Below are 13,813 nucleotides of genomic sequence, written 5' to 3' on the forward strand. Positions count from 1 at the left end.
GGAGGAATAATTAATGAAACTAACTAAAGAATTATACAAAGAATTTAAGACTTATCCTGAAAAAGTTATTCAATTTGGAGAAGGAAATTTTTTAAGAGCATTTGTGGATTGGCAAATAGATAAGATGAATGATGAAGCAGATTTTAATGGAAGTGTTGTTATTGTTCAACCATTAGAAAATGGACTAGTTGACATGTTAAATGAACAAGATGGACTTTATACTCTTTATCTTCAAGGAATACAAAACGGAGAAGCTGTAAAAACTCACAAAATTATTAATAGCGTAAGCAGAGGAGTTAATCCTTATAGAGATTATAGTGAATATTTAAAACTTGGAGAAAATCCTGAAATAAGATTTATAGTTTCAAATACTACTGAAGCTGGAATTGCTTTTGATGAAAATGATAAATTAAACGAAGGATGCCAAAAGAGTTATCCAGGAAAATTAACAGCTCTTTTATATCACAGATTCGTAACGTTTAGTGGAGCTAGTGATAAAGGAGTAATAATAATACCTTGTGAACTTATAGATAGAAATGGTGAAAAACTTAAAGAAATAGTATTGAAGTATGCAGAAATATGGAATTTAGGACAAGACTTTGTCAATTGGCTTAATAAAGATAATATATTCTGTTGTAGTTTAGTAGATAGAATAGTTCCAGGATATCCAAGAGACACAATTGATGAAGTTAGAGCCGAACTTGGTTACGATGATAACTTAGTAGACGTAGGCGAAGTATTCCACTTATGGGTAATTGAAGGACCACAATCAATAAAGAATGAATTACCAATAGAAAAAGCAGGTCTTAATGTAAAAGTTGTTAATGATATGACACCTTACAGAACAAATAAAGTTAGAATATTAAATGGACCTCATACAGCAATGGTACCAGTAGCATATCTTTATGGATTAGAAACTGTAGGAGAATCTGTAGACCATGAAGTTATAGGAAAATATGTTCATGATGTAATCTATGATGAAATTATAGAAACACTAGACCTTCCTCATAAAGAATTAGTTGAATTTGCTGATGCAATTATTGAAAGATTTCAAAATCCATATGTTACTCATTACTTAATGAGTATTGCATTAAACTCAATGTCTAAGTATAAGACAAGAGATTTACCAAGTTTAACAGAATATTTAAAGAGAAAAGGAGAACTTCCTAAGAAATTAGTATTCTCACTTGCAGCTTTAATTGAATTTTATAAAGGTAAACGAGGAACTGAGAATATAGAATTATCTGATGATGAAGATATATTAGAGTTATATAAAAGTCTATGGTCTAATTTTGATGGAACTAAAGACGGATTAAATAAGATTGTAATTTCAGTTCTTGGATACGAAAAAAATTGGGGTATGAATTTAAATGATATTCCAAACTTAACAAATGAAGTAACTAAGTATTTACAAGAAATTGAAAGCTTGGGAATGAAAGAAGCTGTTAAAATAGTTCTTTAGTAACATAAAGTGAAGCCTAGATTTCAGAGGGAGTTTTTAGCTCCCGCTGAAGCTAGACATCAGATAGAACACATACTAATGAATTACTTAATATATATACGCAAACTATAAAATATAACTTAAATGTATGAGTTTAAGTTAATAATTAGGAGGAAAAGCAAATGAATTTTGATGAAAATTGTTTTTATTGTGCAAAGAGTGAAAATCTTGATTCTCAAATGATTAAAATTTGTGATTTGAACGTATCAACAGTATATTTATTTAAAGAACAAACTTATAAAGGTAGATGTAATGTAGTTTTTAAGGAACATAAAAGTCAAATTACAGATTTAACAGAAGGGGAAGCATCAGCCTTTATAAATGATATTAGAAAAGTAGCAAAAGCAATACAAAAAGCTTTTAATCCAGGTAAGATAAATTATGGAGCATATGCAGATACAATGAAACATCTTCATTTTCATGTAGTACCTAAATATGAAGGTGGTCCATCTTGGGGAACAACTTTTGAAATGAATCCAGGTAAAGTTTTATTAAATGACGAAGAATACAGTGAATTAATAGCTAAGATAAACAACAATTTATAATGCTTAAGTTTTCTCTAGTAAATAGTTAACTTAAATATTAAGAAAATTTTATATTAGAGAAATTTTAATATACAAAACAGATAAAAGATGTAAATTATATAAACAGGAGGAATAAAAATGAAAGATTCAATCAAAAAGGTTGAAAGTAATGAGGCGTCAACGACTGATACTTCTAAAAATGTTAAATTAACCCTAAAAGAAAAGGTATCATATGGTTTTGGTGATTTTGGTAATGGATTTATGTTTGACTTAGGGCAAGCATATCTCACAAAATTCTTTATTGATGTATGTGGAATAGGTGCAGCGGCAGTTGGAGGTATTTTTGCATTCACAAAAATATTTGACGCTTTTATGGACCCAATTGCTGGATCAACAATAGATGGTAGAAAGAACATTGGTAAAGCTGGTAAGTTTAGACCAGTCATGATGATTGCAAGTATAATTCTTGCTATACTTACAGTTGTTACATTTACCATGACTGATGTGGCAATGTCAACTAAGATTATATATGCATATGCTACATATATGTGTTGGGGCCTTGTATATTCATTCACTAATATTCCTTATGGATCATTAGCATCTGTTATGACAAGAGATGTTGAAGATAGAAGTCAATTAGCAACATTTAGACAAGCCGGTTCTTTAGGTGCACAATTAATTACAGGTGTAGCTTTTGTTCCATTACTTATGTGTTTTTCAAACCCTAGAGTAGGTTATCCAATAGCTGCTGGAGTTATGGCTATTATTGGAGTTATTTCATTCTACATATGTTTTAGAAATACTAAAGAACATGTAAAAGTTAACAGAACAGGAAAATCAGAAAAAGCAAGTTTTAAAGATTATGGAAAAGTTGTATTCACAAACAGACCGCTATTATGTTTAATTCTTATGACTGTATTTACAATATCTGCAATGAATACAAATAATCAAATGATGATATTCTTTTGCCAATATAACTTAGGAAGTATTGGATTCCAACCTATTATAAATTTCATAATGATTGGTTGTTCTGTTGTAGGAATTTCTTTAATACCAAAGCTTGTTAAAAAGTTTGGTAAAAAGAGAACTGCAATGGGTGGATTCATAGTAGGTGCTATTGCTAATGGATTGAACTTTATAATACCAACAAACTTTTATTCATTTGTAGTACTTGTTACTATTGGATATGTAGCTTTAGCTATTCCAAATGGAGTTACTTGGGCATTCGTTTCAGATGCTATAGATTATGGTGAATGGCATACTGGAATAAGAAAAGAAGGAATTACTTATGCTGCATTTAATTTTTCAAGAAAGATTGCTCAATCTCTAGCTGCTATTGTTAGTGCAGGAGTATTGGGATTAACAGGATATGTAGCAAATTCACAACAAAGTGCAACAACTCTACTTGGAATAAAAGGTGCGATGACAATATACCCAGCATTCGCATTAGCTGTTGCAGCTATCGTAGTTGGCTTATTATATAACTTACCAGATGATAAGTACAGAAAGATAGCAAAAGATCTAGAAGAAGGAAAATGGGAAAAAGGTATAATAGAATAGAAAATAATATGAGATAGAAGATTGTTTTCATATTAAAATGGAAATAAAGCACTATTAGCTTATCAGATAAGTTAATAATGCTTTATTTCTATTTATGGATATATATATATTCATAGTACAAGGTACAACTTCTATAGATATTCATGGTACCTAAATATGAAGGCGGTTAATCTTGGGGAACACCCTTTGAAATGAATTCAGGTAAGATTTTATTAAATGATGAAGAGTACAATTAATTAATAGCTAAGATAAGTAGTAATTTATAATATTTAAAATTTTCACTAATAAAAGTTAATTTATAAAATAAAAAATTCTTAGTAAAAAATGTAGAATAGAAAAATAATGTTACATAAATATTTATATAGCATTATCAGTTTATAAAAGAAGTTAAAACGGCTATAATTTTAAATTAACTTTGAAAATAAAAATGAAATTTATAGAAAAGAGTCTGACAACGTTAACAAAAGGTATTGCAATATTTAAAAAAGGGTATTATAATAAAAACTAATAAAGAATAACTAAAATTTTTACGGAAAGATATAATTATCTCCTATTGTTAACGTGAACAATAGTTAACTATTAACTTATTAAATTAAAAATGAGGTGCAAACATGAGAAGAGAAGAAGTATTGAAAAGTATAAAAGAAGCTGGAGTTGTTGCAGTAATTAGAGGAGAATCTAAAGAAGAAGCTATAAAAACAGTAGAAGCTGTTAAAAATGGTGGAATAAAAATAATGGAACTTACAATGACAGTTCCAAATCCAGTAGAAGTAATAAGAGAAGTTTCTGAAAAATATAAAGGAACTGATATAGTAGTTGGAGCTGGAACAGTTTTAGATCCAGAAACAGCTAGAGCATGTATATTAGCAGGAGCTCAATTTATAGTAAGTCCATACTTAGATATCGAAACAATAAAACTTTGTAATAGATATAAAGTTGCAGTTATGCCAGGAATAATGTCAGTTAAAGATGCGGTAACAGCATTTGAATATGGTGTTGATATTGCTAAAATATTCCCAGCTAATCTTTATGGACCATCAGTAATTAAATCATTTATGGGACCTCTTCCACAAGGAGAATTTATGCCAACAGGCGGAGTTACAATTGCAAACTTACATGAATGGATCGAAGCTGGAGCTGTTGCTGTTGGAACAGGTGGTGATTTAACTAAGGGCGTTGCAACTGGAGACTATGCGTTAGTAGAAAAAACTGCTAAAGAATTTGTTGAAGCATTTAGAAAAGTGAAGGAGAAGAAGTAGGATAGATGTTGTAACATATTAAAATTGCTAAGAAAAATGGAATCTTAGTGTCTTTTTATCTGGATATTTAGAAAGTTTACCATTAAAAGAAATTGGAGAATATGCAAATGGTGTTGGAGTCATGGCGACATTAGTTAAAGGTGATATGGAATAATATCTATATTATGATTAATTAATGGAATTTATAGAAAAGCAAGGAACAAAAAGATAGTTAAAGGCATTTGTTTGAAAAATTAAAATTAAGTTGAGTATATTCTATCTCTAAATTGAATGCAAAACAAAATATAAATATTTTAAATCAATGTACTAACTATCTTATTATTCCAAAGTTTATTATAAATCAAATAACTAAAAACTAAGGTTTAATTGTTTTAAAAATTGTTCACGTGTGCAGAGGTCGATAAACACTTGACGATGTAAGATAAATAGTTATGAAATATGGTGCATCGCGAATTGTATATTGAAATAACACAAAATAATTTTAAAGAAATATAAAATTTGGAGGAATAATTAATGAAACTAACTAAAGAATTTAAGACTTATCCTGAAAAAGTTATTCAATTTGGAGAAGGAAATTTTTTGAGAGCATTTGTTGATTGGCAAATAGATAAGATGAATGATGAAGCAGATTTTAATGGAAGTGTTGTTATTGTTCAACCATTAGAAAATGGACTAGTTCATATGTTAAATGAACAAGATGGACTTTATACTCTTTATCTTCAAGGAATATGATGATGAAGATATATTAGAGTTATATAAAAGTCTATGGTCTAATTTTGGTGGAACTAAAGACGGATTAAATAAGATTGTAATTTCAATTCTTGGATACGAAAAAAATTGGGATATGAACTTAAATGATATTCCAAACTTAACAGATGAAGTAACTAAATATTTAGAACAAATTGAAAGCTTAGGAATGAAAGAAGCTATTAAAATAGTTCTTTAATATAAAAAAATAATGCTCATAATTAAAATCCATATAAAATTTCTATGTGATTTTTCGAAGATTCTAATGTTAAAAAATCACATAGAAACTCTAAATTAAGTAGTTAACAAAAAAACAATAATTTAATGGAAGTAGGGAAGAACTCAATGAAAGAGATTCTAAAAATAAATGAAAAAGATAATGTGGTAGTAGCACTTAAGGATTTGTCAAAAAATGAAATAATAGAAATAGATAATAAAAAAATAGAAATCACAGAAGATGTAAAAAGAGGACATAAAATTGCTATAAATAGCATCGCAATTAACGAAAATATAATTAAATATGGATATCCAATAGGTCATGCTACAAAGGACATTAAATTAGGTGAGTGGGTTCATACTCATAATATTAAAACTAATTTAGATGGAATAAAAGACTATACATTTAGTCAAGAACTACTAGAGTGTCCTTCAGAGAATAAGAATATAACATTTCAAGGATATGAAAGAGAAAATGGTAATGTAGGTATAAGAAATGAACTATGGATAGTTCCAACTGTAGGCTGTGTTAATGGAATTGGTGACAACATTATAGAGAAATTTAAAGAAGAAGTTAAACCAGTAGGTTTAGATGGAATTGAAGTGTTTAAACATAATTATGGTTGCTCACAACTTGGAGACGATCACGCTAACACAAGAACAATACTTGGAAATTTAGTAAAGCATCCTAATGCTGGAGGCGTATTAGTACTTGGACTTGGATGTGAAAATAATACAATGGTTGATTTTATAAAATCATTAGGAGATTATGATAAAACAAGAATTAAATTCTTAGTTTCACAAGAAGTTTCAGATGAAGTACAAGAAGGCGTTAACATCTTGAAAGAGCTTTATGAGAATATGAAAGATGATAAAAGAGTAGCTGTTCCTTTATCAAAATTAAAAGTTGGATTAAAATGTGGTGGTTCTGACGGGCTTTCAGGAATAACTGCAAATCCACTTGTAGGTAGTTTTTCTGATTTTCTAGTAGCTCAAGGGGGTACTACAATTCTTACTGAAGTGCCAGAAATGTTTGGAGCAGAAACAATACTTATGAATAGAGCACAAGATAAAGAGACTTTTGATAAAACTGTACATTTGATTAATGATTTTAAAGAATATTTTATGGCATATGATCAACCAATATATGAAAATCCATCACCAGGAAATAAAGCTGGTGGGATAACAACTCTTGAAGATAAGTCACTAGGATGTACACAGAAATCAGGAAATGCAACTGTTATAGATGTACTTGAGTATGGAGAAACTTTAAAGACTAGTGGATTAAATTTATTAAGTGGACCAGGTAATGACTTGGTAGCGGCATCTGCACTTGCAGCAGCAGGATGCCATATGGTATTATTCACAACAGGAAGAGGAACTCCATTTGGTACTTTTGTTCCTACAATTAAAATATCAACGAATACAGCACTTTATAAATTAAAACCTCATTGGATGGATTTTAATGCAGGATGCTTAGTTGAAGATAAAAGTTTAGAAAAAGTAACAGAAAACTTGTTAGAATATATACTTGAAGTTTCAAATGGGAAGTTTGTAAACAATGAAATTAATAAATTTAAAGAACTTGCAATTCTTAAAAAAGGTGTTACATTATAAAAATTATACTTATTGATATGTCCAGCTGAAATGAAGGTATATTTTCATAATATAAGTATAACTTAGATAGTGTACATTTATATAATAAAACACTCACAAGATACTACTAAAATCAATAAAAGTTGATTTTAGTAGTATTTTTCTGAATAAGGCTAAAATAATACCTTTAGTGTCTATATTTTTTAACAATTATAAATAGTGATATTACAAGTCACTGTTATATTATACCTTGTATATATATCCCACAATAGAAATAAGGAGGCTTGCTTTGTGAAGTGTTACATCAAAATCTTCAGTAACGGTCACAAATGCATGCTTCCTTATTTCGGCAGGTTATACCAATAAGTACGGTATTTATATGTAAAATTAATTTGCTTGATAGGGTTGTTAATATTATAATCTTTATGTACATGACATATATTAACTAAAAAATCAAAATAAATCAATAATTGAATGGAAATGAGTTAATTGCCAGAGAATATGACATGAGAGAGGAAAAAGTTATGAAAAAACCTATAAAGAGAGTAGCAACTATACACGATTTATGTGGGGTTGGAAAAGCAGCTTTAACAAATGTGATTCCAGTTTTATCTACATTAGGAATAGAAGTGTGCCCTATACCAACTATGATTTTAACTACACATACTGGAGGATTTAAGCCAAATGTAATCAAACTAGATGGATATATAGGCAATGCGTTTAACCATTATAGAGATATAGAAATAAATTTCGAAGGAATATTTATTGGATATTTAGGAAGTAGTACGAATATAGAAGAAACTTTAAATTTATTACAATCTGCAAAAAAAAATTGTTCACTAGTTGTGTTGGACCCGATTTTTGCGGATCATGGCAAGTACTACAGTAATTTTGATAAGAATTACTCAGATAGTTTAAAGGAATTAATAAGATATTCTCATATAATAACACCAAATTTTACAGAAGCATGCATTTTAGCAGAAGAAAAAATTATAAGTGAAGCAAGTGAAGAAGAATTATTGATAATTTCTAGAAAGCTATATAATTTAGGCTGTAAAGATGTTGTTATTACAAGTGTTCCACTTACAGATAAAAATAGAATTGGAACAACTATATATGATGGAGAAAAAGATTCTATTGAAATTATTATTTGTGATAGACTTGAAAAATCTTACCCGGGAACAGGAGACATATTTACATCTGTATTAATTGGAATGATGCTCAATGAAAATTCATTGAGTGAAAGTGTAAAAAAATCATGCGAGTTTGCAGAAATATGTATGCTAGAAAGTAATAAATATGATTACCCAACAAAGGAGGGCGTTCTTCTTGAAAGGGTATTGAAACATTTAAATAAGTTATAAACAACCAAAAGAAATGAAAAACAAGCATATATAATCTAAAAAAAATTAAAATAAATTAAAATAATGAATTATTTTGAATGAAAATGGTTGATTTTTTTTGGAAGATAAGTTATTATAATATCATAGGAGTGGTGATAATGTTTACAGAAGAAAGATTTAATATCATTCTTCAAGAATTGAAGAAAAAAGGAATAGTATCAGTTACTGACTTAGTTAAAATGTTAGATTCTTCAGAATCTACAATTAGAAGAGATTTAAATTCACTAGATAAGAAAGGTCTTTTAAAGAAAATTCATGGAGGTGCAATTTCAATTGACGAAAGTTCATCTAAACATGACTATATGGTTGATGTTAGACAATCTCTAAATGTAGATGAAAAGTATGAGACAGCAAAACACGCAGCTTCATTAATTGAAGATGGAGATGTAATCTACATAGATGCAGGTACAACTACTGAAGTGTTAATAGAGTTTATAAAAGCTGAAGATATAATAGCTGTTACAAATGGAATAGTTCATGCTAAAAAACTATTAGAAAAAGGTTTTAGAACTTTTATCTTAGGTGGAGAAGTGAAAGTTTCTACTGAAGCAATTATTGGAAGTAATACAGTTGAAGAACTTAAAAAATACAATTTTTCAAAAGGTTTTTTTGGGGTTAATGGAGTAAGCAACAAAAATGGTTACACGACTCCAGATGTAAATGAAGCTATGGTAAAATCTCAAGCAATGAAAATGTGCAAGCAATCATTTGTATTAGCAGATACGTCAAAATTAGAAAAGGTTAGTTTTGCAACTTTTGGAGCAATAGCAGATGCAACGCTCATAACAACTAAAATAGATGATAAAAATATTAGTTATGATACTAATGTAATAGAGGTGGTAAAAAATGATTAATACGATAACCCTTAATCCTTCTTTAGATTATATTGTTAAGGTTGATTCTTTTAAAGTTGATTCTTTAAATAGAACTGAAGAAGAACGAATTTATGCAGGTGGAAAAGGCATAAATGTATCTATAGTTCTTAAAAACTTGGGTGTACATAACACCGCACTTGGTTATGTTGCTGGATTCACTGGAGATGAAATATTAAGACAAATTGAAAATCATGGAGTAAATTGTGATTTTGTAAAATTAGAAAATGGATTTTCTAGGATAAACGTAAAACTTAAAAGTGATGGGGAAACAGAAATTAATGGCTCTGGTCCTGAAATTACAGAAGAAGATTTGAAAATATTATATAAAAAGCTTTCTCGTTTGACGAAAGGCGATTACTTAATATTATCAGGAAGTATACCAGGAAGCGTTCCAGATGATATCTATGAAAGTATTATGAATAGTTTATTAGATATGGGCGTGGAATTTATAGTTGATGCAACTAAAGAATTGTTAATGAAGGTACTAAAATACAAACCATTTTTAATAAAACCAAATCATCATGAACTTGCAGAGATGTTCGATGTTGAATTAAAAGATGATGAAGACATAATTAAATATGGTAAAAAGCTTCAGGAAATGGGAGCAAAAAATGTTCTTATTTCAATGGCTGGGGATGGAGCTATTCTCTTACCACAAAATGGTGAGGCTATAAAAAGAGAAGTTCCAAAAGGGATTCTTAAAAATTCTGTCGGTGCTGGAGATTCAATGGTAGCAGGTTTCTTATGTGGATATCTTAAAAATAAAGATATAGATGAAGCATTTAAGATGGGAATTGCGACTGGTAGTGCAAGTGCATTTTCAGACGAACTAGCAACAAAACAAGAGGTATATGAGTTATTAAAACAAATTTAAATATAGTTTTGCATAGAATTTAAATTATGAATTAATATTTAGTATATTCAAATTATATTTAACATTAAATAAAATGAAAATTAACTTCAGAGGGAGTTTTTATCTTCCTTTGAAGATTAGAATAAATTTATTATATATATCTTAACATCTAATGTAAACGTTAATAATGAAAAGACAATAAAATCTTTTCAATTAAATTATAATGAAATTATATTTTTAAATTTTGAGGAGGGCCAAAAATGAAAATTGTAGATTTATTACAAAAACAGGGTATCAATTTAAATTTTAATCCTAGTACAAAAGAACAATGCATTAATGAATTAGTGGACTTGATGGATAAGACAGGAAACTTAAATGATAAAGAACAATATAAAAAGGCAATATTAGCTAGAGAAGAATTAAGTACAACAGGTATTGGTGATGGTATAGCAATTCCTCATGGAAAAACTAGTGCAGTTAAAAAACCAGCGCTTGCAGCAGCAATTTGCAAGGATGGTGTTGATTATGACTCATTAGATGGTGCACCTGCAAAGCTTTTCTTTATGATTGCAGTACCAGATAATAACGATAATTTACATTTAGAGGTTTTAGCAAGATTATCTACTATATTAATGGATGAAAAATTTAGGACAAGTTTAATTAATTGTTCCGATAAAGATCAATTTTTAAAATTAATAGATAAGAAGGAAATTGAAAAATTTCCAGAAGAAGTTAAGGAGGGTATTGAAATGAGTAATAATGGGTACAAAGTATTAGCAGTAACTGCCTGTCCTACAGGAATCGCACATACTTATATGGCAGCAGAGAGCCTTGAAATTAAGGGCAAGGAACTGGGTGTTTCAATAAAGGTTGAAACTAATGGTTCTGGAGGAGCTAAAAATGTTTTAACTAGAGAAGAAATTGCAAATGCTGAATGTATAATTATAGCAGCAGATAAAAATGTTGAAATGGCTAGATTTGATGGGAAAAGAGTTATTAAGACTAAGGTTGCAGATGGAATTCATAAGGCTACTGAACTAATAGAGAAGGCAACAAGTGGAAATGTTCCTATTTATAATCATGAAGGTAGTCGTGATAATTCAAGTTCAGATATGGAAGGTGAAGGAATAGGTCGTCAAATTTATAAACATCTTATGAATGGTGTATCTCATATGTTACCATTCGTTATAGGTGGAGGTATACTTATAGCTTTAGCATTCTTATTTGATGATTATAGCATTAAGCCATCAAACTTTGGTATGAATACACCATTTGCAGCATTCTTAAAAACAATTGGAGGCGCTGCTTTTGGATTTATGTTACCTATATTAGCAGGTTATATTGCTATGAGTATAGCTGATAGACCAGGACTCGCAGTTGGTTTTGTTGGTGGAGCTATTGCAAGCGCAGGTACAACTTATGCAAGTTGTTTTGATTCTAAGATAGCAGTAGTTAGTGGCGGTTTCTTAGGTGCTTTATTTGCTGGTTTTCTTGCAGGTTATATAGTTTTAGGGTTAAAGAAACTTTGTAATGCACTGCCAGATAGTTTAGAAGGAATAAAACCAACATTAATCTATCCGTTATTCGGAATATTAATAATCGGTGGCGTAATGGTAATTGTTAATCCATTCTTTGGAGCAATAAACAATGGACTTACAGGTGCTCTTAATTCAATGGGTGGAACTAGTAAGGTTCTTCTTGGAATAGTTGTTGCAGGTATGATGGCAATAGATATGGGTGGTCCATTCAACAAGGCTGCTTATGTATTTGGTACAGCATCACTTGCTACTGGAAATGAAAGTGGTTTTGCAATAATGGCAGCAGTAATGGCTGGTGGTATGGTTCCACCACTTGCAATTGCATTATGTACAACATTCTTTGGTAATAGATTTACTGAAAATGAAAGAAAATCAGGTATAACAAATTATATAATGGGATTATCATTCATAACTGAAGGTGCAATACCTTTCGCAGCAGCAGATCCAATAAGAGTAATACCTTCATGCATAGTTGGTTCAGCTACAGCAGGAGCTCTTTCAATGTTATTTAATTCTACATTAATGGCACCACATGGTGGAATATTTGTTGTTCCAGTTATAGGAAATCCATTTGGTTATCTTGTTGCATTAGCTGTAGGTTCTGTAGTTGGTATGTTGCTTATGGCTATATTAAAGAAACCATTAAAAAAATAATATTTTTTAAAGTTGAACAAGCTAAGGTATGATTAAATACTTTAGGAGAAGTCATTACAGAAGTAACTAATTAAGAATATTAACATTATTCCATGTGGACTAAATGAGTTAAAAACAAATATACTATAAATAAAGATGTACAAGTTTCCTCCACCAAAGGCATCATTTACTGGTGCAAAACAAATATACTATAAATAAAGATGTACCCTAAGATGATTTTAAGTCATTTAGAGGTGCATCTTTATTATATGTGGCTGAATTGCATATTAATTAAATAGTTTAGAGGGGATGGAATTAACTTCCTGTACACGTTATTTTTTTTATGATAATATATTAAGTAAAGGTTATCATAATTGACATACAAATGACAAAACTCAATGATAGTATATTAATTAAAGAGGTGTTTAATATCATGGTAAAAGAAAATGAAGAATTAGAAGTTGTAAAAAAAATTACAAAAAAAGATAAAAAAATATTAAACAGAGCCGTAGATGGTATAAAAGGATGGAAATTTAATGCTATAGAAGTATTTACTAATGGCATGGGAGATTATTATTTTATATGTAAAGTAAAAACAATAATAGAAAATCTGCAAATGAAAATGGCTAGAGTATACATTAAAATTCAAGAAGATAACAAACCAAGATTATTAAGTATAGAAGAGATAGCATAAGAAAAATTATATAGATATACTAGAATTTATGTTTAATTTTATTTTATTTTAGATTAGAAATGATAATTAATGTCCATAATATTGATTAAGAAATAAATTTAGTAAACACAAAAATGATAAGGTTTACTATAGTCATAAAATTGTAATTTTTTTAGTACTAAAATCACAAGAACTCAATTGTATTATATTAAAGTAAAAGGAAGTGAGAATAATGGGAAATATAATTAAAATTAACATGTATGTAGAAATGAAAAGAAAAAACAACAATAAATTAAAATTAGAAACTGTAGAAGAAGCTATTTTAAAATACAATGATTGGATAAAAAAGACCAACAGAGAGGATAAAATAGAGAACTATGAGAGATTTTTGCAGGCTCAATAATTATTTTTAGAGGTAGGTTACACTTTAATGTA

Annotated in this window: 11 protein-coding genes and 3 pseudogenes; all 14 read left to right on the forward strand. The window is 29.2% G+C overall.

All coding sequences use genetic code 11. The features are described from left to right. The first annotated feature begins 13 nt into the window (after nucleotides 1-13). The 14 genes and pseudogenes from DIC82_13160 to DIC82_13225 all read left to right on the forward strand — a co-directional run bounded on the left by DIC82_13160 (nucleotide 14) and on the right by DIC82_13225 (nucleotide 13,399). On the forward strand, nucleotides 14-1,462 hold the full coding sequence (locus DIC82_13160; GenBank protein AWK51910.1) for a tagaturonate reductase: 1,449 nt from the start codon (nucleotides 14-16) through the stop codon (nucleotides 1,460-1,462). Nucleotides 1,463-1,623: 161 nt separating this feature from the next. Next, complete coding sequence (locus DIC82_13165; protein ID AWK51911.1) at nucleotides 1,624-2,046, forward strand: HIT family protein; 423 nt, start codon at nucleotides 1,624-1,626, stop codon at nucleotides 2,044-2,046. Nucleotides 2,047-2,163: 117 nt separating this feature from the next. Beyond that, on the forward strand, nucleotides 2,164-3,585 hold the full coding sequence (locus tag DIC82_13170) for an MFS transporter (protein AWK51912.1): 1,422 nt from the start codon (nucleotides 2,164-2,166) through the stop codon (nucleotides 3,583-3,585). Between the two features lie 143 nt (nucleotides 3,586-3,728). After that, nucleotides 3,729-3,821 (forward strand): annotated as a pseudogene (locus DIC82_13175) (HIT family protein). A gap of 375 nt (nucleotides 3,822-4,196) precedes the next feature. Continuing rightward, nucleotides 4,197-4,844, forward strand: a complete 648-nt coding sequence (locus DIC82_13180; protein ID AWK51913.1) for a bifunctional 2-keto-4-hydroxyglutarate aldolase/2-keto-3-deoxy-6-phosphogluconate aldolase — start codon at nucleotides 4,197-4,199, stop codon at nucleotides 4,842-4,844. Between the two features lie 46 nt (nucleotides 4,845-4,890). Then, a pseudogene (locus DIC82_13185) lies at nucleotides 4,891-4,998 on the forward strand (sugar kinase). Between the two features lie 359 nt (nucleotides 4,999-5,357). Further along, nucleotides 5,358-5,573, forward strand: a pseudogene (locus tag DIC82_13190) (tagaturonate reductase). Further along, nucleotides 5,542-5,790 (forward strand): hypothetical protein, encoded by a 249-nt coding sequence (locus DIC82_13195; GenBank protein ID AWK51914.1) that lies wholly within the window; start codon nucleotides 5,542-5,544, stop codon nucleotides 5,788-5,790. The pseudogene DIC82_13190 and the gene DIC82_13195 overlap by 32 nt, the downstream one beginning before the upstream one ends. Nucleotides 5,791-5,936: 146 nt before the next feature. After that, on the forward strand, nucleotides 5,937-7,424 hold the full coding sequence (locus DIC82_13200; protein ID AWK51915.1) for an altronate hydrolase: 1,488 nt from the start codon (nucleotides 5,937-5,939) through the stop codon (nucleotides 7,422-7,424). 503 nt (nucleotides 7,425-7,927) lie between these two features. Further along, nucleotides 7,928-8,767: a pyridoxamine kinase gene (locus tag DIC82_13205; GenBank protein ID AWK51916.1), complete on the forward strand. Its 840-nt coding sequence runs from the start codon at nucleotides 7,928-7,930 to the stop codon at nucleotides 8,765-8,767. 137 nt (nucleotides 8,768-8,904) lie between these two features. Next, nucleotides 8,905-9,660: a DeoR family transcriptional regulator gene (locus DIC82_13210; GenBank protein ID AWK51917.1), complete on the forward strand. Its 756-nt coding sequence runs from the start codon at nucleotides 8,905-8,907 to the stop codon at nucleotides 9,658-9,660. Next, nucleotides 9,653-10,555, forward strand: a complete 903-nt coding sequence (pfkB, locus tag DIC82_13215; GenBank protein ID AWK51918.1) for a 1-phosphofructokinase — start codon at nucleotides 9,653-9,655, stop codon at nucleotides 10,553-10,555. Before DIC82_13210 ends, pfkB begins: the two co-directional genes overlap by 8 nt. Nucleotides 10,556-10,794: 239 nt before the next feature. Further along, nucleotides 10,795-12,726 (forward strand): PTS fructose transporter subunit IIC, encoded by a 1,932-nt coding sequence (locus DIC82_13220; GenBank protein ID AWK51919.1) that lies wholly within the window; start codon nucleotides 10,795-10,797, stop codon nucleotides 12,724-12,726. Nucleotides 12,727-13,138: 412 nt separating this feature from the next. Further along, nucleotides 13,139-13,399, forward strand: coding sequence for a hypothetical protein (locus DIC82_13225; protein ID AWK51920.1), 261 nt, complete (start codon nucleotides 13,139-13,141; stop codon nucleotides 13,397-13,399). Nucleotides 13,400-13,813: the final 414 nt, after the last annotated feature.

The organism is Clostridium beijerinckii, assembly GCA_003129525.1.
Lineage (GTDB): Bacteria > Bacillota > Clostridia > Clostridiales > Clostridiaceae > Clostridium > Clostridium beijerinckii_D.